General features: G+C 73.0%; 18 protein-coding genes and 1 pseudogene. 5 read left to right on the forward strand and 14 right to left on the reverse strand.

The window, feature by feature from the left end:
• The 4 genes from ACFZBU_RS18950 to ACFZBU_RS18965 all read right to left on the reverse strand — a co-directional run.
• A partial coding sequence (locus ACFZBU_RS18950; RefSeq protein WP_391585138.1) for an FTR1 family protein occupies positions 1–119 on the reverse strand: 119 nt, incomplete at its 3' end.
• Between the two features lie 199 nt (positions 120–318).
• Positions 319–1,596, reverse strand: coding sequence for an HRDC domain-containing protein (locus ACFZBU_RS18955; RefSeq protein WP_391584756.1), 1,278 nt, complete (start codon positions 1,594–1,596; stop codon positions 319–321).
• 485 nt (positions 1,597–2,081) lie between these two features.
• Positions 2,082–2,750: a response regulator transcription factor gene (locus ACFZBU_RS18960; RefSeq protein WP_078974877.1), complete on the reverse strand. Its 669-nt coding sequence runs from the start codon at positions 2,748–2,750 to the stop codon at positions 2,082–2,084.
• A 179-nt stretch (positions 2,751–2,929) separates the two neighbouring features.
• Entirely contained in the window at positions 2,930–3,526 is a 597-nt protein-coding gene (locus ACFZBU_RS18965; RefSeq protein ID WP_391584757.1) for a DUF3000 domain-containing protein, read from the reverse strand.
• Positions 3,527–3,619: 93 nt separating this feature from the next.
• Here ACFZBU_RS18965 and hemE point away from each other — a divergent pair, with 93 nt between their 5' ends.
• On the forward strand, positions 3,620–4,684 hold the full coding sequence (hemE, locus tag ACFZBU_RS18970) for a uroporphyrinogen decarboxylase (protein WP_391584758.1): 1,065 nt from the start codon (positions 3,620–3,622) through the stop codon (positions 4,682–4,684).
• A 59-nt stretch (positions 4,685–4,743) separates the two neighbouring features.
• On the opposite strand, the gene ACFZBU_RS18975 is transcribed toward hemE, so the two are convergent.
• The gene (locus tag ACFZBU_RS18975; RefSeq protein WP_391584759.1) at positions 4,744–5,790 is read right to left on the reverse strand and encodes a DUF4349 domain-containing protein; all 1,047 of its coding nucleotides are present in this window, start codon (positions 5,788–5,790) and stop codon (positions 4,744–4,746) included.
• 102 nt (positions 5,791–5,892) lie between these two features.
• Between ACFZBU_RS18975 and hemG the strand changes: the two genes are divergently transcribed.
• Together hemG and hemQ are read left to right on the forward strand one after the other, a co-directional pair.
• Positions 5,893–7,329, forward strand: a complete 1,437-nt coding sequence (gene hemG, locus ACFZBU_RS18980) for a protoporphyrinogen oxidase (protein WP_391584760.1) — start codon at positions 5,893–5,895, stop codon at positions 7,327–7,329.
• A gap of 30 nt (positions 7,330–7,359) precedes the next feature.
• Entirely contained in the window at positions 7,360–8,157 is a 798-nt protein-coding gene (hemQ, locus tag ACFZBU_RS18985) for a hydrogen peroxide-dependent heme synthase (protein WP_391584761.1), read from the forward strand.
• 73 nt (positions 8,158–8,230) lie between these two features.
• On the opposite strand, the gene ACFZBU_RS18990 is transcribed toward hemQ, so the two are convergent.
• From ACFZBU_RS18990 to ACFZBU_RS19020, 7 genes and pseudogenes are all read right to left on the reverse strand, one after another.
• On the reverse strand, positions 8,231–8,659 hold the full coding sequence (locus tag ACFZBU_RS18990) for a hypothetical protein (RefSeq protein WP_391584762.1): 429 nt from the start codon (positions 8,657–8,659) through the stop codon (positions 8,231–8,233).
• 36 nt (positions 8,660–8,695) lie between these two features.
• Positions 8,696–9,900, reverse strand: a pseudogene (locus tag ACFZBU_RS18995) (DUF692 domain-containing protein).
• A gap of 95 nt (positions 9,901–9,995) precedes the next feature.
• On the reverse strand, positions 9,996–10,877 hold the full coding sequence (locus tag ACFZBU_RS19000; protein ID WP_391584763.1) for a TIGR04222 domain-containing membrane protein: 882 nt from the start codon (positions 10,875–10,877) through the stop codon (positions 9,996–9,998).
• Positions 10,878–10,961: 84 nt separating this feature from the next.
• On the reverse strand, positions 10,962–11,372 hold the full coding sequence (msrB, locus tag ACFZBU_RS19005; protein ID WP_391584764.1) for a peptide-methionine (R)-S-oxide reductase MsrB: 411 nt from the start codon (positions 11,370–11,372) through the stop codon (positions 10,962–10,964).
• Positions 11,373–11,457: 85 nt separating this feature from the next.
• A complete protein-coding gene (murC, locus tag ACFZBU_RS19010) occupies positions 11,458–12,882 on the reverse strand; it encodes a UDP-N-acetylmuramate--L-alanine ligase (RefSeq protein WP_391584765.1) in 1,425 nt (474 codons plus the stop codon).
• Between the two features lie 60 nt (positions 12,883–12,942).
• Positions 12,943–13,419 carry an indole-3-glycerol phosphate synthase gene (locus tag ACFZBU_RS19015; RefSeq protein WP_391584766.1) on the reverse strand — a complete coding sequence of 159 codons (477 nt, stop codon included), beginning with the start codon at positions 13,417–13,419 and terminating at the stop codon, positions 12,943–12,945.
• 158 nt (positions 13,420–13,577) lie between these two features.
• Positions 13,578–14,318 (reverse strand): pyrimidine reductase family protein, encoded by a 741-nt coding sequence (locus tag ACFZBU_RS19020; RefSeq protein WP_391584767.1) that lies wholly within the window; start codon positions 14,316–14,318, stop codon positions 13,578–13,580.
• 31 nt (positions 14,319–14,349) lie between these two features.
• On the opposite strand from ACFZBU_RS19020, the gene zapE reads away from it, so the two are divergent.
• The gene (gene zapE / locus ACFZBU_RS19025) at positions 14,350–15,396 is read left to right on the forward strand and encodes a cell division protein ZapE (RefSeq protein WP_391584768.1); all 1,047 of its coding nucleotides are present in this window, start codon (positions 14,350–14,352) and stop codon (positions 15,394–15,396) included.
• Between the two features lie 1,013 nt (positions 15,397–16,409).
• Positions 16,410–17,228, forward strand: a complete 819-nt coding sequence (locus tag ACFZBU_RS19030) for a PPK2 family polyphosphate kinase (RefSeq protein WP_391585139.1) — start codon at positions 16,410–16,412, stop codon at positions 17,226–17,228.
• A 112-nt stretch (positions 17,229–17,340) separates the two neighbouring features.
• Here the strand turns inward: ACFZBU_RS19030 and treZ are convergent, their stop codons facing one another.
• Complete coding sequence (gene treZ, locus ACFZBU_RS19035) at positions 17,341–19,101, reverse strand: malto-oligosyltrehalose trehalohydrolase (protein WP_391584769.1); 1,761 nt, start codon at positions 19,099–19,101, stop codon at positions 17,341–17,343.
• Positions 19,102–19,200: 99 nt separating this feature from the next.
• Positions 19,201–21,492 (reverse strand): malto-oligosyltrehalose synthase, encoded by a 2,292-nt coding sequence (treY, locus tag ACFZBU_RS19040; protein WP_391584770.1) that lies wholly within the window; start codon positions 21,490–21,492, stop codon positions 19,201–19,203.
• Positions 21,493–21,530 lie beyond the last annotated feature (38 nt).

Genomic DNA, 21,530 nt, shown 5'->3' on the forward strand with positions numbered 1-21,530 from the left:
GCCCACACCGCCGGCAACGCGTCCCGACGCCCGCTCTTGACGAGATAGGCGATCAGGATGCTGACCACCAGAGCCGCTTCCAGGCCCTCGCGCAGGCCAATCAGATAGTTGGCGAACACAGGCCACCCCACCGACTCGAACAAACATTGAAGAATGAGAATTAGGCGAGGCTAACCAAACCATCCGGCGGGATCCGGCGTCAATGTGGACAAAGCAAAGCTCGGGTAAGGCAACGAGCCCCCGCGGCCGCGCCGGGATCCGCGGACCGCGGGTCGGACCCGGTGCACCGGGCGGGACACGCCCGGTGCCCGGTGCGGTTCAGGCGCTCGTGCCGTTGGCGGCGTGCGCGGCCAGCCGCAGGAACGCACCGGAGAGCGCGTGCGCGGTCAGGTCGATCTGCCACGGACGTGCGCCGAAGGCGCGCAGCACGTCGCCGACCGCGTCGGCGGTGGGCACCGAGGGCGGAGCCCAGGCGAGCCGGCGCACGTAGTCCGGCGCGAGCAGGTTCTCGGTGGGCAGCGTGTGCTCGTCCGCGATGGCCGCGACGGCGGTCTTGGCCGCGGTCAGGCGCTCCGCGGCGGCCGGGTCCTTGTCCGTCCACGCGCGCGCCGGCGGCGGGCCCTCGTGCGGCAGCGTGGACATCGGCAGTTCCACCTCGGGCAGCGCCCGGGCCTGCTCGATCGCGGCCAGCCACACGCCGGCCTGGCGTCGGCTGTCCCGCCCGGTGAAGCCGGGCAGCGCGAGCAGGGCGGCCACCGACGCGGGCCCGGCGATCGCGGCCTCGACGATCGCGCTGTCCGGGATGACCCGCCCCGGCGAGACATCCTTCTGGCGCGCGATGGCGTCGCGGGCCAGCCACAACGAGCGCACGATCGCCAACTGCCGACGGCGCCGCACCCGGTGCAGCCCGGAGGTGCGCCGCCACGGGTCGACCCGCGGGGCGGGCGGCGGCGCGGCGGCGATCGCGGCGAACTCCTGCAGGGCCCAGTCGAGCTTGCCCTGCTCGGTCAGGATGGCCTCCAGCTCGTCGCGCAGCTCGATCAGCACCTCCACGTCCAGCGCGGCGTAGCGCAGCCACGGTTCGGGCAGGGGGCGGGTGGACCAGTCCACCGCCGAGTGCCCCTTCTCCAGCGAGAAGCCGAGCACGGTCTCGACCATCGCACCCAGCCCCACCCGGGGGAAGGCGGCGAGTCGGCCGGCCAGCTCGGTGTCGAAGATGCGCCGCGGCACCATGCCGACCTCGGCCAGGCACGGCAGGTCCTGGGAGGCGGCGTGCAGGACCCATTCGGCGTCGACGATCGCCGCGCCGAGCTCGGACAGGTCCGGACACGCCGCGGGGTCGACCAGGGCGCTGCCCGCGCCGGCCCGACGCAGCTGGATCAGATAGGCGCGTTGTCCGTAGCGATAGCCGGACGCCCGCTCGGCGTCGACGGCGACCGGTCCCGCTCCGGCGGCGAAGGCGGCGATGGTCTCGGCGAGCGTTCGCGAATCCGCCACGACCGGCGGTACGCCCTCGCGAGGTGCCAGGAGAGGGACCGGCGCCGGGGGGACCGGCGCCGGAAGTTCGGATGAGGTTTCGAAGGAGGCGTCGGTCACCCCACCAAAATAACCCGCCCGTCCACCCGATCGGGCAGGTCCCCGCCAAGGTGGGCGCGCCACGGGCGGTGTACGGCGGTCGGAAACCGTACAAAATCAGCCGGCGCGAAATATCCGGGACGTGCCGGGGCGCCGGATTCGGCCGGCCGAGGAGGGCATCGAGGGGCGCGAAGCGCGCGGGACGGCCGACCCGATGTCGAGAGGACGACGTCGAGTGGGCCGGCGCCGAGCGTTCCGCTGCCCGGCGACGCGATGCCCCGGTGGACCGACGCCGAGTGTTCCGAGTCGACGCGCCCGAGGCCGAGCGGACCTATGTCGGCCGGCTCGACATCCGCCGCCCCCGCCCCCGCGCCGCCTCGCTCCGCTGCGGACCCGACCCGACCGGCATCGAACCGGGTCCGGACATGCCGAATCCCGGCGGGTGGGTCCACCCGCCGGGATTCGGCTCTACCTGATGAGGTGTCCTGATGCCCAGCCGACCTGCGTCAGCTGATGATGCCCGCCCGCAATGCGAGGGCCACCATGCCGGCACGGTCGCCCGTGCCCATCTTGCGGGCGATGCGGGCGAGATGGCTCTTGACGGTCAGCGCCGACAGGCCCATCGCCTGGCCGATCGCCTTGTTGGACCGGCCCTCCGCGACGAGGCGCAGGACCTCGATCTCGCGCGCCGAAAGCTCCCGGACGCCGGAGCCGGGCTCCGTCCCGCGCTGTTCCGACGGACGCATGCGGTTTGCCTGGGGCATCCCGTGGTGCATTCCCGCTTGCCGTGCGTGTCCAGGGTTCAGTCCCGCTCGCGCGCCGGTCACGACATAGCCTCGAACGCCCGCGGCAAGCGCGGAACGAACGGCACCGATGTCGTCGGCTGCGGAGAGTGCCAAGCCGTTCGGCCAACCGGACGCGCGCATCTCGGTGAGAAGCGTGAGTCCGGAGCCGTCCGGCAGGTGCACGTCGGCGACACAGAGGTCGCGCGGCGTGCCGGCACGGGATCGAGCCTCGGCGATGGTCGACGCCCCGACGACGTCGCGCACACCGAGGGCCCACAGGTGGCGGATGACCGCGTCGCGAACCCGGGGGTCCGCGACGACAACCATTGCCGTGGGCTTGGAAGGACGGTAGGCAAGCAGGTTTGCAGGGTGATCGAGAAGTACCGACACCGGGCCTCCTGCGCAGTGATCGCGATTCCCGAAGAAGCGGCCCGACCAGCTACTCCTTCGGGGTGGTCACCCTGTCCTTCGGCACATATGGCGCCGGCCTTTAGAGGAAGATCCAAATCCGTTATGCGAGTTTGACCCGGGTGTGTGACCGCGACGTCTCGCAGCGCCGGCCCGGCGTGTCAGGAGCCGGGTCGCGAGGGCCGACGCGGTATGGCGACGACCCCTTCGCCGGAGACCACCGGCGGCAAACCCGCGCATGTGCACATGAGTTCGGTCCACGCCAGCAGATGCGGGAGCAACTCGTCGTCGGCCGGCGTCCACGATGCCCGGACCTCGATCTCGGTCCGGGCGATCTGCCCGGAGAGTCCGCCGAAACCCTGCGAGGTACTGCGGCTGACGGTGCCGCTGGGCGCCCGATAGGCGGCGCCGACCGCGTGCAGCGACTCGGTCAGCCAGGTCCAACCGACCTCGGGCAGCAGCGGGTCCATCGCCAGTTCGGGTTCGAGTTCGGCGCGCGTCATGGTCACCACGCGAAACGTCCCCTCCCAGGCCTCGTGGCCCGCCGGATCGTGCAGCAGCACGATCCGGCCGCCCGCCAGTTCGTCCTCGTCCTCGCCCAGGGCCACCTCGGCCGCGAACGCTGCCGAGAAGGGGGCCAGGCCGCGTGGTCGGGACATCTCCTCCAGCACGATCTCCGGGCGCAGGATCGCGGCCCGCCATCCGGCCAGCGCCTGCCGGAACTCCTCGGGCTCCTCGGTCTCGCCGACTGCTGCCATGCCTGGCAGCCTAGGCCGCGCCGGGGTCGCCAGGCCCGGGCGACGCGCCGGACGGGGGTGCTCGGTCTGGGCCGTCCGGGTGCGTCTGGGACCATGGCGGATGTGACCGAAACGAGCCTTCCGCACGCCACCGTCCGAGACTCGGCCTTCCTGCGGGCCTGCCGACGTGAACCCGTACCGCACACCCCGGTGTGGTTCATGCGCCAGGCGGGTCGTTCGCTGCCCGAATACCGCAAGCTGCGCGAGGGCACCGCGATGCTCGAGTCGTGCATGCGGCCGGACCTGGTCACCGAGATCACCCTCCAGCCCGTGCGCCGGCACGGCGTGGACGCGGCGATCTTCTTCAGCGACATCGTCGTCCCGCTCAAGGCGATCGGCATCGACCTGGACATCAAGCCCGGGGTCGGCCCGGTGGTGGCGAACCCGATCCGCTCGCGCGCCGATCTCGCCCAGCTGCGCGATCTGACGCCGGAGGACGTCCCCTACATCACCGAGGCGGTCGGCCTCCTCGTCCGCGAGCTCGGCGGCACGCCGCTGATCGGCTTCGCGGGGGCGCCGTTCACCCTGGCGAGCTACCTGGTCGAGGGCGGCCCGTCGAAGAACCACGAGCGCACCAAGGCGCTGATGTACGGCGACCCGCAGCTGTGGGCGGACCTGGTGGACCGGCTCGCGCAGATCACCTCGGCGTTTTTGAAGGTGCAGATCGAGGCGGGCGCGTCGGCGGTCCAGCTGTTCGACTCGTGGGCCGGCGCGCTCTCCGCCGCCGACTACCGGGCGTCGGTGCTGCCGGCCAGCACGAAGGTGCTGGCCTCGGTCGAGCACTACGGCGTGCCGCGGATCCACTTCGGCGTGGGCACCGGGGAACTGCTGCACATGTTCGGCGAGGCCGGCGCGGACGTGGTCGGCGTCGACTGGCGGATCCCGCTGGACGTGGCGGCGACCCGGGTGGGGCCGGGCAAGGCGCTCCAGGGCAACCTGGACTCGGCCGTGGTGTTCGCGCCGTGGGAGGCGGTCCGGGCCAAGACCGACGAGGTGCTGGCCGCCGGTCGCGCCGCCGAGGGGCACATCTTCAACCTCGGCCACGGCGTGCTGCCCAACACCGACCCCGAGGTGCTCACCCGGATCGTGGCCCACGTGCACGAGGTCAGCGCGCGATAGAGCCCCCGCGTCGGGCGCCGGCCGGGCCGCGAGCGGGTTCGGCCGGCGCTTGCGGCCGGTTACGGCTGCCGGCTCGGCGGCTCTTGCGAGGTGGTGCCGGTCGGCGGCGAGGTTTCGGTGGCGTCGGTCGGCGGGTGCGGTGCGGTCGGGCCGAGCCGGGTCGGCACCGGCGGTCGGGTGCGGCGCGTCGGGCGCGAGCGGCGCAACCGGCGCAGTCGGCGGCCCGTGAAGCGGTCGATCAGCCACACGAGGATCAGGATCAGCGCGAACGGGAAGATCGCCGCCAGTACGATCGCGATCACCCGGCCGGTGCCGGCGAGGCCGTGCCAACCCGCCGACCACGCGTCGCCGATGGCGCCGGCGAAACCGTCGTCGTCCTTGTGCCGGTCCGCCGTCCGTTCGGGGTCGGTGGTGATCGTGATCGTGATCGTCGACAGGTCGGTCTGTGCAGTGAGCGCCTGCTGCCGCTTCAGCAGCGACTCCAGGTCCGCCTCGCGGCGGGTCAGCTCGCTCTCCAGGGTGACGATGTCGGCGATCGTCGCGGCCTTGTCCATCAGTTGCCGGGTGCGCTCCACACTGCGGCGTTGTGATGCGATCCGGCTGTCCACGTCCACGACCTCGTCGGTGACGTCCTTGGCGGTGCGCTGTCGGTTGAGCACCCTGCCGATCCGGCTCAACTCGTCCAACGCCCGGTCGAACTCGGCCGGCGGGACCTTGAGGGTGAGTGTGGTGGTCGCGGCGCCCGTCCGGCTCGCCTCCTGCTCGGTCGAGCGGGTGGTGCGTTCGTCGGTGACCAGTCCGCCGCGTGCCCGGGCCACGCCCTGCGCGTCGCCGGTGGCGCGGTCGAGGTCGGGCACCCGTACGCGCAGTTCGCCGGTCAGCACCACCTTGCGCTGTCCGGCGGCCGGGTCGACGGCCGCGCTCGGGCCGGTCTTGGTGCCGGGTGTCGCGGGGGCCGCGGGTGCGGCTGCCGCCGGTTTCGATCCGGATCCGGATCGATCCTCGTCGCCCGAGCCGTCGCCGCTGCACCCGCCCACCGCGAGCACCGCGGCCACGGCGATCGCGAGTGCCGGGCCCGTACGTCGTCTCGCCTCTCGTGCGCTCATTTCTTTCCCCCCTCGAAGTCGACGATGGGACGGCGCCGGCGCGTGGCCGGTTCCGATCCGCGGGTGGTGCTCGTGAGAAGGTGCGGTGTGGACAGTTCGCCGGTGGAAAAAGGTCGTCATGTCGTCGTCGTAGGCGGCGGAATCGCCGGTCTCACGGCCGCCTGGATCCTGCTTCGGGACGGCGATCCGCGGCTCACCGTCACGGTGCTCGAAGGCTCCGCCCGGATCGGCGGCAAGCTGCACGCCGGCACGATCGCGGGCGTCGCGGTCGACGAGGGTGCCGAGTCGATGCTCGCCCGGCGCAGCGAGTCGATCGACCTCGCGCGCGAGGTCGGCTTGGCCGCGGATCTCCAGCCGCCGACGACCGCGAGCGCGTCGTTGTGGACCCGCGGTGCGCTGCGGCCGATGCCGCGCGGCCACGTCATGGGCGTGCCCGGCGACCTGGAACCGCTCGCGGCGAGCGGGGTGTTGTCGGCGGCGGGCCTGGCCCGGATCCCGCTGGACCACGCGCTCGCGCCGCACCGTTACGCCGACGACGTGTCGGTGGGCCGCTATGTCGCCGAGCGGGTGGGTCACGAGGTGGTCGACCGGCTGGTCGAGCCACTGCTGGGCGGGGTGTACGCGGGCAACGCCTACGACATCTCGCTCGCCGCGGCGGTTCCGCAGCTGCTGCCGATCGCGCGCGCGGGCGGGTCGCTGGTCGCGGGCGTGCGCGGGCTGCTGGAGCGGGCCGCCGAGCGGCCGGGCGGGCCGGTGTTCATGGGCATCCGCGGCGGGGTCGGGCGGCTGCCGCTCGCCGTCGCGGGCGCGGTGGTGGCGACCGGGCGCGGCGAGATCAGGACCCGGAGCACGGTGCGGGAACTGGAGCGCACGCCCACCGGCTGGCGGCTGGTCACCGGACCGACGAACGCGCCGTCCCCGATCGAGGCGGACGCGGTGGTGCTCGCGGTACCGGCGGCGCCTGCGGCCCGGCTGCTGCGCCCGCACTCCGCGGTCGCCGCGGTCGAACTGTCCTCGATCGAGTACGCGGGAATGGCCCTGGTCACCCTCGCGTTCCGCCGCGCCGACCTGGCACGGGTGCCCGCCGGCAGCGGGTTCCTGGTGCCGCCGATCGACGGCCGGCGGATCAAGGCGAGCACGTTCGCGTCCAACAAGTGGGGCTGGCTCGCCGACGCCGACCCGGACACGTTCGTGCTGCGCACCTCGCTCGGGCGCGCCGGCGAGGAGGCGGTGTTGCAGCGCGAGGACGCGGACCTGGTCGCCGACTCGCTCGCCGACCTGAGGGACGCGGTCGGGTTGAGCGCCGAGCCGATCGACACGAGGGTCACCCGTTGGGGTGGCGGGCTGCCGCAGTACGCGGTCGGCCATCCGGGCCGGATCGCCTGTGTGCGCGACGCGATCGAGCGGCTGCCCCGGCTGGCGGTGTGCGGCGCGGTCTACGAGGGAGTCGGCATCCCGGCGTGTGTGGCGAGCGCGACGAGCGCGGCGGCGGACGTGTTGGCGCAGCTCGCCGAGCCGCTTGCGCGCCCCGTGCGCTGACGGTGGGGACGGGGGAGGGAGAATCGACCCATGACGCAAAGCACCGCGGAGAACACCCCGGATCCGGTCGACGCCGCAGCAGCCGTGATCGACAACGCTCTCGACGAGGACGTCCCGGGGACCGAAGGCCGACCCACGCCGGCGCGCCCCAAGGCCCGCGACCTCAACCAGGTGATCAGGTACACGATGTGGTCGGTCTTTCGGCTCCGTGAACCGCTGCCCGGTGATCGGGCCGACCTGGCGGGCGAGGTCGAGCAGTTGTTCGAGCAGCTGCTGGACGAAGACGTCGTGGTGCGCGGCACCTACGACGTCTCGGGGCTGCGGGCCGACGCGGACATCATGATCTGGTGGCACGCCGAGGACTCGGACGCGCTCCAGGAGGCGTACAACCGCTTCCGCCGCACCGGACTGGGCCGACTGCTGGAGCCGGTGTGGTCGAACATGGCGCTGCATCGCCCGGCGGAGTTCAACAAGAGCCACATCCCGGCGTTCCTGGCCGAGGAGACCCCGCGCGACTACGTCGCGGTCTACCCCTTCGTGCGCTCGTACGAGTGGTACCTGCTCGACGACGCCGAGCGCCGGCGGCTGCTCGCCGAGCACGGCAGGATGGCGCGCGGCTTCCCGGACGTGCGGGCGAACACGGTGCCCTCGTTCGCGCTCGGCGACTACGAGTGGATCCTCGCCTTCGAGGCCGACGAACTGCACCGCATCGTCGACCTGATGCGGCATCTGCGCGGTTCGGAGACCCGCCGGCACGTGCGCGAGGAAGTGCCGTTCTACACCGGTCGCCGGCGCCCGGTCGGCGAGCTGCTGGCCGGCCTGGCCTGAGTCACCCCCGCGAGGCGGTCGGACCACGATCGGGCCGACCGCCTCGGGGCGCCGGAACCCGGGCCCGCACCTTCTAGGACGAGCTGCTCGAACAGGACGAGCCGCTGGAACACGAGGAGCCGCTCGAACAGGACGAGCCGCTCGAACACGAGGAACCGCTCGAACAGGACGAGCCCCCGCCACCGCCGCACGAGGAGTTGCCGCCGCACGAGGCGTGGTGGCCGTGGTGCCCCTGCCAGTCCGGGCCGGGCGAGTGGTGTCCGTGCGTGTGGTGCGGGCCGTATCCGTCGAACGGGGGCGTGCCCGGCAGCCACTGGTCGGGAGCCGGGCCGGAGCCCGGGTCGGGGCCGAACGACGGGCCGCCGGGCGGCCATCCGGCGGGCCCGTACGGCCGGCCGAACGTGCGCCGCATCCGCCGTCGGGCCGCCCAACGGACGCTCAGGCTCCCCACCAGCGCGCCCGCTCCCGCGATGACCAACGGAACCACCATGAACCAGGTCATGCCGCCCACCCCCTGTGTGTGATCCCCTGCCCGTACCTACCGGTCGCGCGTCCACGGGCGACGCCCGAGCCGCGCCCGCAACCGCCCCCACCAGGGCGGCTCGCGCGGCATGAACACCTCGGCCAGCTCGGCCGGCAGCGCGTCGCGCTCCCACAGATGGGCCGCGAAGGCGTGCACGTCCGCGCGGGTGCCACCGTCCGCCGGCTTCGGGTGCACCAGGGCCCACGTCATGAACTCGCCCGGCCAGCGCGGCCCCAGGGCCGTCGCCAGCTCGGGCACCGCGCGCAGCGCCGAGTCGCGCCGCTTGGCGGCCAGCGCCCGCGCCTGGACGCGCACTCGCGCCGGGTCGAAGCCGGGCGGCGTCGGCCCGCCCGCCACCAGCGCCGCGAGCAACTCGCCCTGCTGCCGCGCCAGCCGCTCGCGCGCGCTCACGAGCGCACCGTCGCGCGGGTGACCACCGCGCGGATCGCGGCCAGTTCGGCGGCCATCTCGCCGGCGGACGGGAAGTCGGTGTCGCGCTCCAGCAGCACCCGCGGCGGGCGGCGCAGCGCGCACAACATCTCCAGCACCTCCAGGATCGGCGCGGTCACCGGGTGCGCGTGCGTGTCGTGCCACAGGCCCTCGCGCTCGACGCCGCCGGCGACGTGCACGTACTCGACCGCTTCCAGGGGCAGTTCGGCCAGTGCGGCGGCCGGGTCCAGGCCGTGGTTGACCCGCTCGGTGTGCAGATTGGCCACGTCGATCAGCAGCCGGACGCCGGTGCGCTCCACCAACTCGGTCAGGAACCGCGCCTCGCTCATCTCGTTGCCGGGCCAGGACAGCAGCGTCGCCGGGTTCTCCAGGGCGAGCGGGACCGGCAGCGCCTCCTGCGCGATCCGTACGTTCTCCACGACCACTTCGAGCGCGTCCCGGGTCATCGGGGCGGGCAGCAGGTGGCCGGCCTCCATGCCGCCCGCCCGGACGAACGCGAGGTGCTCGCTGACCAGCGGCGACCCCAGCGCGTCGGCCACTTCCGCCAGCCGGGCCAGGCGCGCCGGGTCGGGCCGGTCCGCGCCCGCGAGCCCGAGGCTCACGCCGTGCGGGATCACCTGCGCGCCCCGCGCGCGCAGCACGCGCAACGACTCCGGGAGGTGCTCGACGCACACGTTCTCGGCGATCACCTCGACGAAGTCGACGCCGGCCAGGCGCTCGATCGTCAGGTCGATCTCCGGCCGCCATCCGATTCCCACCGCTGTCCGCATATGCCAAGCATGGCGGGCCCGACCCACACCGAAACAGGCGGAGTTCCCTCGGTTCGTCCGCCGCCCACCGGGATCCGCCGGACCGGGCCCGAGACCTACCCGCCGCAGCCGTCCGCCGTGCCGCCGCAGGAGCCCGCTCGGGCACCCTGGGGCGACGCGCAGGACGTGCTGCCGCACCACGGGGACCGCGGGTCGCGGCTGCCCGGGGCGGGAGCGTTGCGGCGGAAGATCTCCTTGACCACCGGGTCGGGGAAGCGGTCCAGGCCCCACAGCGCGACGGCGCCCACCCCGTCGGCGCCCAGCGCGGCCACCGCCGCCTCGTCGCGGCGCATCCGGATCAGCCGGCGCATCATCGGCGCGGTCGGCACCACCCGCTCGCCGAACACGCCGAGCAGCAGCAGGCCCGCGACACACGCCTGGATGCCGATCACCGCGAGCAGCAGACCCACCCACGGCAGCGCGCTCGCCGCCTTGTCGTCGGCGGTCACGAAGCCCGCCACGGCGGTGGCCACGCCCAGCGGGATGGTCGCGAACAGCGCCCAGCGCGGCACCCGGCGCGGTCCCGTGTCCGGCCGGGCGACCAGACCGGCCGCGAGCAGCGCCGTGCCGATCCGCTGGATCTCCGGCGACGCGGCCACCCGGGTGCGCAGGTCGCGCAGCGGCAGCCCGCCGTACTCCTCGTCGAGCACCCGCAGCGGCACGTCCGCCGCCGCGCCCGGCTCGGGTGTGCGGGCGCCGACCACCTGGCCGTCCCGGCTCACGTGCAGGCAGCCCGTGCCGATCAGGCGCAGGATGCACACGTCCGCCGCGCGCGCCGCGCCGCCGGACACGAACGCGTACTCGGCCGGGCCCAATTCAGCCGGGTGCAGCCGGTCCGCCCGGCTGCCGCCCCGCCGGGCGGACCCGATGGCGACGCCGAGCACGAGCGCCGTCCAGACCGAGTACGCGAGGGGTGGCAGCCACGGATTCATGGACATCAGGCATAGCGGACGAACACCGCCCCCGTGACCCGATGTGAGGTTTGCCGCACCGCCGCAGAGCAGGTTTGACGGGTGCGGCGGTCAGCCCTGCGGGTCGGGTTCCAGGGTCAGCGAGATGGAATTGATGCAGTAGCGCTGGTCGGTCGGCGTCCCGTAGCCCTCGCCCTCGAAGACGTGACCCAGGTGCGAGCCGCAGTTCTTGCAGCGCACCTCGACCCGGGTCATCCCCATCGACGAGTCCTCGATGTACTCGACCCGGTCCTCGGCCAGCGGTGCGTAGAAGGACGGCCAGCCGCAGTGGCTGTCGAACTTGGTGTCGGAGCGGAACAGCTCGGCGCTGCACGCCCGACAGCGGTAGACACCGGTCGTCTTGGTCTCGGTGTACTCGCCCGTCCAGGCGCGCTCGGTGCCGGCCCGGCGCAGCACCCGGAACTCCTCGGGGGACAACTCGGCCCGCCACTGGTCGTCGGTCTTCTCGATTTCGTAGGCCATGTTCACATCCAACACGCAACGGTGCCGCGACGTTCCCCCGGGGACGTCGCGGCACCGCCGGGTGGTCGGCCGGGCCGACCGGCGCTCAGCGCGGGGCGTTGGCGCGGTCGCGGATCGCGTCCAGGATCTCCGGGCCGAGCAGGGTGACATCGCCCGCGCCCATGGTCAGGACCAGGTCGCCGGGCCGGGCCAGTGCGGCCACCGAACCGGCGACGTCGGACCAGCTGTGCTCGGTGCGCACCAGGCCGCCGTTGTCCAGCGCGGCGTGCGCGATGATGTTGCTGGTCACGCCCGGCTGCGGGTCCTCGCGAGCGGCGTAGATGTCCATCACGACCGCGATGTCGGCGGCGGCCAGCGCGCGGCCCATCTCCACGCCCAACTGCTGGGTGCGGCTGAACAGGTGCGGCTGGTACACCGCGATCACCCGGCCCGCGCCCACCGCACCGCGCGCGGTGGCCAGGTCGGCGGTGATCTCGGTGGGGTGGTGCGCGTACGAGTCGATCACCCGGATGCCGCTCTCCTCGCCCTTGAGCTGGAACCGGCGGCGGACCCCCTGGTACTTGCCCAGGCCCTCGGCCATCCGCTGCGCCTCGACGCCCAGCGCGAGGCCGACCGCGAGCGCCATCACCGCGTTGGAGGCGTTGTGCCGACCGGGAACCGCGACGGTGAACACCAGGTCGCCGCCGGTGGCCTTGCCGCGCACCGTGACCCGGCTGCCCAGACCGAGCGACTCGATCTCGACCAGGCGCAGGTCCGCGTCCTCGTGCTCGCCGACGGTGACCACGCGCAGCTCCGGCAGCGAATCCGCGAGCCGCTCGCGCAGGGTGCCCGCGCCGGAGTCGTCGGCGGACAACACCAGGGTGCCGCCCGGGGTGATCCGGGCGGCGAAGATCTCGAACGCCTCCAACACGTCGTCGAGCGAGCCGTAGTTGGCGTGGTGGTCCAACTCGACGTTGAGGACGACGGCGACCTCGGGCGCGTACTTGTGGAAGCTGCGGTCGCTCTCGTCCGCCTCGGCCACGAAGATGTCGCCCGAGCCGTGGTGCGCGTTGCTGCCCGCCTCGTTGAGGTCGGCGCCGATCGCGAAGGACGGGTCCAGGCCCAGCGAGGTCAGGCCGACCGCGAGCATGCTGGTCGTGGTGGTCTTGCCGTGGGTGCCGGCGACGGCCACCGAGCGGCGCCCGTCCATCAGCCGGGCCAGCGCGTCCGCGCGGTGCACGATCGGGATGCCGCGCTCGCGGGCGCGCACCAGCTCGGGGTTGTCGGTGCGGATCGCGGACGACACGACCACGCAGGACACGTCCTCGGCCACATTGGCCGCGTCGTGGCCCACGTGCACCGTGCAGCCGAGCTGGCGCAGCGCGAGCACCTGCGTGGAGTCCTTGGCGTCGCTGCCGGAGACCCGGGCCCCGCGAATCGCGAGGATCTTGGCGAGCCCGGACATGCCGGCGCCACCGATGCCGACGAAGAACGGGCTGCCGAGGTCGACGGGCTCGGCGGGGGGTGCCATGACGCGGGCTCCTTCGAATCGTGGGACCCGGGCGGTTCGGCGCGGGCTCCCGCGATTGTGTCAGCTCACGTCGTGTGCGAAGAGCTTGAGCACCGGGACACCCACGTTCTGTCGGGCCCGCGAGGCCCAGTCGCGGTGGAAGACCTCCTCGATGAAGTGCGGGTCGGTGAGCACGATCACCTCGTCCGCGTCGTGCCGCTCGACGATCTGCTTGAGCGTGTCCAGCGGGTCGCGGCCGGGGGTGGTCTCGCCGACGGCGGTCGCGCCGCTCGCGCGCAGCGCCGCGACGCTCGCGTCCAGCGTGCGGCGGGCGGCGGTCGCGCCGTCGTCCGGGCCGGGCTTCTCCTCGATGTCCTCGGCGGCCTCGTCCAGACGCACCAGGGCCACGTCGTCCAGCGCCTGGAGCAGCTTGCGATGGTCGGCCTTGCCCGGCAGGACCACCACGAAGGACGTCTCGACGCCTTCGTGCAGGCTCGTGACGAACTTGACGTCCGCCTCGTTCAGGACCTTTTCGATGAGCAGCACGATCGTGTACACGCAACACTCCCTTGATCCACATGATCCGACCGCCGAGCCGGGGCGTCCGTGCCCCGTCTGCCCGGGAGACCACCCTCCCACTCTCGGGCGCGGCACCGGGATCGGCCGGACCTCGCGAGCGCTCCGGGCGGGGCCCACGAGCACACCCGGCCCGATGCCTACGAGCGCACGTAGCGGGTGAACAGCGAGCCGTCCTCCTCCAGCAGCGACACCGGGCGCATCGGCACCGCGTCCACGAGGGTGGGGCCGGCCAGGATCCGATCGGCGGGGCCGGCGGTCAGCAGCGGGCTCAGCGTCAGGCACAGCTCGTCCAGGCGGCCGCACGCGGCGATCTGGGCCAGCACGTGCGGGCCGCCCTCGGTCAGCTGCCGGGTCAGCCCGCGCGCCGCGAGGGCGTCCAGGGCGCTCGCGAAGTCGACCCGGTCCCGCCCGGCGACGATCACGTCGCCGTACTCGCGAGCCGCCGCCAGGCCCTGTGGGGCGGCATCCTCGCAGGTGATCACGATGGTCGGGGTGATCGCCTCGGTGAACAGCGGCGTGGTGAAGTCGAGGGCCAGGCTGCGCGAGACGATCGCGATCACCGGCGCCGGCGGCTGCCCGGCGGCGGCGCGGGCGGCGGCGTAGGCCGCCTTGGGCTTCGGCGGCCGGTAGCCCTCCTGGCGGACCGTGGCCGCGCCCACCAGCACGACGTCGGCCAGCCCGCGCAGCACCCCGAAGATGCGTTTGTCGGCCGGTGAGGACAGTCCCGCGGACAGGCCGTCGGGCGCCTGCGCGGCGCCGTCCAGGCTCGCCACCATGTTCGCCCGCAGCCAGGTGCGGTCCGGCGGATAGGCGTACGCCTCGACGAGGTCGACGTCGGGCTCGGCAGGGGTGCTGGGCACAGGAAGGAGACGGCGCATGCGACCGAGTTTTGCACGCGTCGTAGGCTTGATGATCGTGTCCGTAGCCCACGTCGTGTCGCTCACCCGGCGTCAGCCCAGCGTCCCCGCCGACCGTCTCGTCGCCGAGATGGTTCCGCCGCCGCGCTTCGGCGACGTGCGCTTCGATACCTACATCCCGGATCCGAACCAACCCGGGCAGGCCGCGGCCGTGCAGCGCCTGGAGCGGTTCGCCGCCGAGCTGAACGGGGACGGCGGGAACGGGAAGCGGCGCTGGTTCCGCCGCGAGAGCGCGCCCGGCCCCAGCGGGATCTACCTCGACGGCGGCTACGGCGTGGGCAAGACCCACCTGCTCGCGTCGCTGTGGCACGCCGCACCCGGCCCCAAGTCGTTGTGCACGTTCGTCGAGCTGACCAACCTGGTCGGCGCCCTGGGCTTCCGGCAGACCGTCGAGGCGCTGTCCGGACACCGGCTCCTGTGCATCGACGAGTTCGAGCTGGACGACCCGGGCGACACCGTCCTGGTCTCCACGCTGCTCGGCAAGCTCGCCGACGCGGGCGTCAAGCTGGCCGCGACCTCGAACACGCTGCCCGACAAGCTCGGCGAGGGCCGGTTCGCCGCGCAGGACTTCATGCGCGAGATACAGGGGCTGTCCGCACGCTTCGAGGCGCTGCGCATCGACGGCGAGGACTACCGGCACCGGGGCCTGCCCGCGGCCCCCACGCCGATCGCCGACGACGTGGTCGGCAAGGCCGCCGCGGCCGCACCCGAGGGCGCCGCGCTGGACGACTTCGCCGAGCTGCTCGGGCACCTGGCGACCGTGCATCCCAGCCGGTACGGGGCCATGCTCGACGGCGTCACCGGGATCTTCTGGCACGGGGTGCGACCGGTCCAGGACCAGGCGACCGCGCTGCGCCTGGTGGTGCTCGCGGACCGGATGTACGACCGCGAGCTGCCGATCGTGGCCTCGGGTGTGCCGTTCGACGAGTTGTTCACCGAGGAGATGCTGGCCGGCGGCTACCGCAAGAAGTACCTGCGGGCGGTCTCGCGGCTGGTGGCGATGGCCCGCGACGGCGCGGAGCACGTGCCCACCCGCTGACCGGGCGGCCCGGGGGCGGGTCTTCGATCCCGCGTCGCGGTGCTCGGGCGGGGGATCGAAGGCCCGCCCCGGGTGCGGTACGGCCGGCATCGGCCGTGTGCCGTGCGGGCGTTGTCCGTGGGCGACCGGTGTTCGGGTGCGGCATCATCGGACCCGGGTCCCGACGACGCGGAGGCAGCGGTATGGCGAAGAAGGCCGAACGCAAGAGTGCAGGCAGGACCGACCGGGACTCGAAGGGGCAAGCCCCGGCGGGCCTGGGCGAGGCATCGGCCGAGACGGCGGGCGCGAAGGCCGCTGCCAAGGACGCCGTGAAGGCCGCCGCCAAGGCCGCTGCCAAGGCTGGGAAGGCCGAGAAATCCGCGAAGGCCGCCAAGGCCGAGAAGGTTTCCAAGCCTGAGAAGGTTTCCAAGCCTGCCAAGGCTGCCAAGGCTGAGAAGGCTGCCAAGAAGATCAAGAAGGCTGAGAAGGCGGCCAAGGCCGAGAAGGCCGCCAAGAAGGCCGAGAAATCCGCGAAGGCGGCCACGGGCGCCGAGAAGGCCGAGAAGGCCGCCATGAGCGCCAAGAAGGCCGCGAAGGCGCTGAAGGCGGAGCGGGAGCTGCGCGCGGAGCAGGCCGAGGCGGCGGGGAAGGCGGACAAGAAGGCCGCCAAGGCGCTGAAGGCCGCATCCGAGCGGGCCGAGGCGGAGCGGGCCGCGGCGCAGGTACTGGGCCTCGAGACGGTCGAAGGCGAAGCGCTCGGTCTCGAAACCGTCGAGGTCGAGGCTGTCCGGGTCGAGGCTGTCGGGGTCGAGGTCGAAGCCGTCGACGTCGCAGTCCTCGACCTCGACGTGGTCGGCGAAGAGGGCGCCGACCCGTCGGCCGCGAGCGATCCGGAGCCGGAGCCGGAATCCGAGGTGGCGCCCGAGCCGGAGCCCGAGGTCGCGTCCGGGCCGCCCCGGCTTCGGGTGGTCGCCGAACCGAGCGCCGAAGCGCCCGACCACTCCGGGCCGGCCGAGCCCTCCGTTCGGGCCGCGCTGCGGTTGGCCGGCGGCCCCGTCGACCTGACCGCGATCGACCCGCGGGCCACACCCGGCTTCCGCGGCGACAAGGCGGACGCGCTCGCCGACATCGAGGCGATGGGGCCGCGGTTGGCCGAACTCCAGGAGAAGTTGTACGCGCAGGCCGTGGCCGGTGGTGCGCGCCGCCGGGTGCTCCTGGTGGTCCAGGGCATGGACACCTCCGGCAAGGGCGGCACGGTCAAGCACGTGATCGGCCAGTTCAATCCGTCCGGCTGCCACATCCACGCGTTCAAGGCGCCGACCGAGGAAGAGCTCGGGCATCCCTTCCTGTGGCGGATCCGCAACCAGGTACCGGGCCCCGGTTTGATCGGCGTGTTCGATCGCTCGCACTACGAGGACGTGCTGATCGCACGGGTGCGCAATCTGGTCCCGCGCCAGGTGTGGTCGCGCCGCTACGCCGGGATCAACCGCTTCGAGCAGGGCCTGGCCAAGGACGAGGTGAGCGTGGTCAAGGTCTTCCTGCACATCTCCCCGGAGGAGCAGAAGGAACGGCTCCTCGCGCGGCTGGACAACCCGGACAAGCACTGGAAGTTCAACCCGGCGGACATCGACGAGCGCTCGGTGTGGCCGGACTATCGGGCGGCCTACGAGGCCGCATTGGAGAAGTGCGACACCGACGCGGCGCCCTGGCACGTGGTGCCGGCGGATCGCAAGTGGTATCGCAACTGGGCGATCAGCCGGCTGTTGCTCGAATACCTCACCGAGTTGGACCCCCGATACCCGGCGGGGACGTTCGACGTCGAGGCGGAGCGCAAGCGGCTGCTGGAGTCGTGAGCACGCGGGCACGGTCCTTGGGCCGTGCCCGTCCTCGAACGTCGGACGGGCCGGACGGGTCGGATCGACTCGTCCGGCGCTCGACGCCGCAGTCGTGGTCCGGACGGTGGGCTCAGCGCGATCCCACCCGGACCACCGCGACCGAGGTCGCGGGCAGTCGCAGGGTGGTGCCGACCAGGCCGCGACGGATCTCCGCGCGGTCGTCCCAGGCCGCGACGATCTCGGCCGCGCCGGTGCCCATCGGCAGCGTCGCGGGCTGCTCGGCCAGGTTGACCGCGGTACGGAAGGCGCCGCGGTGCACCATCAGCCAGCCGGCGGTCTCCTCGAAGCTGACCTGAACCCGGGTCAGATCCGGGTCGGTCAGGTGTTCCCATTCGCGGCGCAGCGCGATCAGCCGCTTGTACCAGGCCAGCAGCGCCGCGTGCGGCGAGCCCTTGAGTTCGTCCCAGTCCAGGCACGAGTCGCGCACCGTCTGCGGCGACTGCGGATCCGGGATCTGCGCGACGTCCCACCCGTGCGAGGCGAATTCGGCGCGGCGCCCGTTGCGTACCGCCTCGGCCAGTTCGGGGTCGGTGTGGTCGGTGAAGTACTGCCACGGCGTGGACGCGCCCCATTCCTCGCCCATGAACAACATCGGGGTGAACGGCGAGGTGAGCACCAGGGCCGCGCCCGCGGCCAGCAGCGCCGGTGGCAGGGCGGCCGAGATGCGGTCGCCGGTGGCCCGGTTCCCGACCTGGTCGTGGGTTTGCAGGTAGCCCAGGAAGCGGTACGCGGGCATGCGTGAGACGGGCACCGGGCGTCCGTGCGTGCGCTCGCGGAACGAGGACCAGGTGCCGTCGTGCAGCCAGACCCGGGTGAGTGTCTTGGCGAGGGTGCCCATCGACCCGAAGTCGCCGTAGTAGCCCTGTCGTTCCCCGGTGAGCAGCGAGTGCAGCGCGTGGTGGAAGTCGTCGCTCCACTGGGCCTGGACGCCCATTCCGCCGCTTTCGCGCGGGGTGACCACGCGGGGGTCGTTCAGGTCCGACTCGGCGATCAGGAACAGCGGCCGGCCACTGGACGCGGCGAGCTTGTCCACCGCTTCGGACAACTCTTCGAGAAAGGGCACCGCGCGGTTGTCGGCGAGCGCGTGCACCGCGTCCAGCCGCAGCCCGTCCACGTGGTAGTCGCGCAGCCACATCAGCGCGCTGCCGACCAGGTAGGCACGGACCTCGTCGGAGCCGGGCCCGTCCAGGTTGACCGCCGAACCCCACGGCGTCTTGTAGCGGTCGGTGAAGTAGGGCCCGAACCGCGGGAGATGGTTGCCGGAGGGGCCCAGGTGGTTGTGCACCACGTCCAGGATCACGCCCAGGCCGCGCCCGTGGCACGCGTCCACGAAGCGCTTGAGGCCCTCCGGGCCGCCGTACGGCTCGTGCACCGCCCACGGGCACACGCCGTCGTAGCCCCACCCGTGCCTGCCCGGGAAGGCGGACACCGGCATCACCTCGACGTGCGTGATGCCCAGGTCGACCAGGTGGTCCAAGCGCTCGATCGCCGCCGCGAAGGTGCCCTCGACGGTGAAGGTGCCGATGTGCAGCTCGTAGACCACCGCGCCGGGCAGCGGCCGGCCGGTCCAGGCCCGGTCGGCCCAGGCGTACGCGGTGTGGTCCACCACTCGGCTCGGGCCGTCCGGGCCCTGCGGCTGCCACGGGGAGCGCGGGTCGGGCAGCGGTGTGCTGCCGTCGATCACGAACGCGTAGTCGCTCCCGTGCACCGCGGCCGGCACGTCCGCCTGCCACCACCCTGGTCGGTTCGCGTCCCGCATCGGCTTGCGTCGGCCGTCGACGATGACGTCCAGGGACGACGCTTTCGGAGCCCAGACCTCGAACCTGACCACGATGGTTGTGTCCTTTCCGGGAACGTGCGGGACTTTCCGGGAACGTGCGGGAACGGGTGCGAACGACGTGGGAACGGGGAAGCGTGCGGCGCGGCCGGGTCAGCCGCGGGTGAGCAGGGCCACCGGCAGGTCCTCCAGGATGTGCCGCAGCCGGGCCTGCCCGGAGTACGGGTTGCCGGTCAGCGCGTCGACCCAGCGGCCCGGTGGCAGCGGCAACAGTGCGCCGCCCCAGCCGCCCTTGGCCGCGAGGCCGGCCGGCAGCAGGGTGGCCACGGTGATCGCCTCGCCGCCGCGGACGAACGCGATCGCGTGTTGCGCCTCCTTGCCGCGGGCGAGCAGCGGTGTGTAGGAGCCGGTGAACCAGTCGGGATGCTCCCGGCGCAGCCGCAGTGCGGCGCCGGTGACCCGGAATTTGAGCGCGTCCAGCGGGCCGTGCTCGCGGCCGAAGTCGACCGGGGCCCGGTTGTCCGGGTCGACCAGCGTGTACAGCGCCAGCTCGCCGCCCTGGTACACGTCCGGCACTCCCGGCATGGTGAGCTGGACCAGCTTGGCGCCGAGCGAGACGGCCCGGGCCGGACGATCCAGGTCGGTGACGAACTGCGCGATGTCGGCCGTGAGCTCCTCGTCCGCCAGGACGGCGCGCACGAACGCCTCGCTCGCCGCCTCGTAGTCGGGGTTCGGGTCGGTCCAGGTGGTGGCCCGGGCCGCCTCGCGCATCGCCTTGCGCAGGTAGTCGACGGCCCGGTCGGCGGACAGCGGCCAGGCGCCGACCAGGGTCTGCCACAGCAGGTACGTGTCGTAGCCGTCCGGCCCGAAGCGGAACTCGGAGCGGTGCGGGCGGGACCAGTCGTTCCAGGTGTGCACTCGTTCGGCCCAGTCCTCGGGGACCTCGGCCAGCACCGCGAGCCGGGCCCGCACGTCCTCGCTGCGCTTGGTGTCGTGGGTGCTCAGCGTGGTCATGGTGGTCGGCGACATGCGTGCGCACGCGTCGTGGAAGCCGGCAATGTCCAGGCCGATCGAGTCCGGCGCGCCGCCCACCTCGTTCAGCGAACTCAGGCCGTACCAGCGGTAGAACGCGCGGTCCTCGACGCCCTTGGCCGCGAGTGCCGCCGCCACCTGGCCGAAGCGGGTGCCGAACTCGCCGTCGGCGAGCGCGAGTTCGGCGATCTCGCGGGCCGCCTCGGAAACCTGGCCGGGCACCCCGGTCAGCGCCTGTGCCATGGCCGCGATCGAGCCGGGGCCGCCGCCGGGGTAGGGCCGGTAGGTGGGGAAGGCGGCCAGCAGCGGCGGCAGTGCGCGGCCGATGTCGCCGGCCCCCGCGATCGGTTCCAGCCGGTCCAGGGTGCGCCGCAGCCGGGCGAATTCGGTGGCCAGGCCGCCCGCGAGCACCTCGGCCTTGGCCTCTTGGGCGAGGTAGTCGAAGCCCTCCCGGACGCCGGTCTGCTCGCGGTGCAGCGCGCGCAGCGGCTCGGCGCCCTCGGCGTCGACGAACAGGTTGTCCACCCGGCGCAGTGCGTCGTATCCGGTGGTGCCGTCGCAGGCCCAGTCGGCGGGGAGGTGTTCGTCGGCGGCGAGGATCTTCTCCACCACGATCCACGCGTTCGGCGCCGCGGCGCGCAGTCGGGCCAGGTAGGCGCGTGGGTCGGCGAGCCCGTCCGGGTGGTCGATCCGCAGTCCCTGCACCAGGCCCTCGTCGACCAGTCGCAAAATGGTCGCGTGGGTGGCCGCGAAGACCTCCTCGTCTTCCTGGCGCAGCGCGATCAGGCCGGCGATGGTGAAGAACCGGCGGTAGTTCAGCTCGGTGTCCGCACGCCGCCAGTACGCGAGTTCGAAGTGTTGGGCGGCGAGCAGTTCGTCGAGCGCGAGCTTGTCGGTGCCGGCCCGGAGCGGGAACTCGTGCTCGTGGTAGCGCAGCACGTCGCCGTCCACGATCAGCTCGTCGGCGACCTCCTCGATCGGCCCGCCGAGCACGGGCAGCAGCACCCGGCCGTCGTGTCGGGACCAGTCGATGTCGAACCACCGGGCGTAGGGCGAGTCCGGTCCCTCCCGCAGGGTCTGCCACAGCGGCCGGTTGAGCGACTCGGGCGCGGGCACGGCCATGTGGTTGGGCACGATGTCCAGCACGATGCCCAGCCCGTGTGCGGCGGCGGAGCCGGCCAGCGCGCGCAGCCCGTCCTCGCCGCCCAGGTCGGCGGACACGCGCGAGTGATCGACCACGTCGTAGCCGTGGGTGGACCCGGGCACGGCCTGCAGCACGGGCGACAGGTGCAGGTGGCTGACCCCGAGCGAGGCGATGTAGGGCACGGCGGCGGCGGCGTCGGCGAACCCGAAGGCGGGCTGCAACTGGAGCCGGTAGGTCCCGGTGGGGAGGTTAGCAGGCGACGAGGTCATGCGGACTAGCTTCCCCGGACGGCCGCGCACTACCACCC

Origin of the sequence: Embleya sp. NPDC008237 (assembly GCF_042956465.1) — a bacterium.
In the GTDB taxonomy this organism is placed as follows: Bacteria; Actinomycetota; Actinomycetes; order Streptomycetales; family Streptomycetaceae; genus Embleya.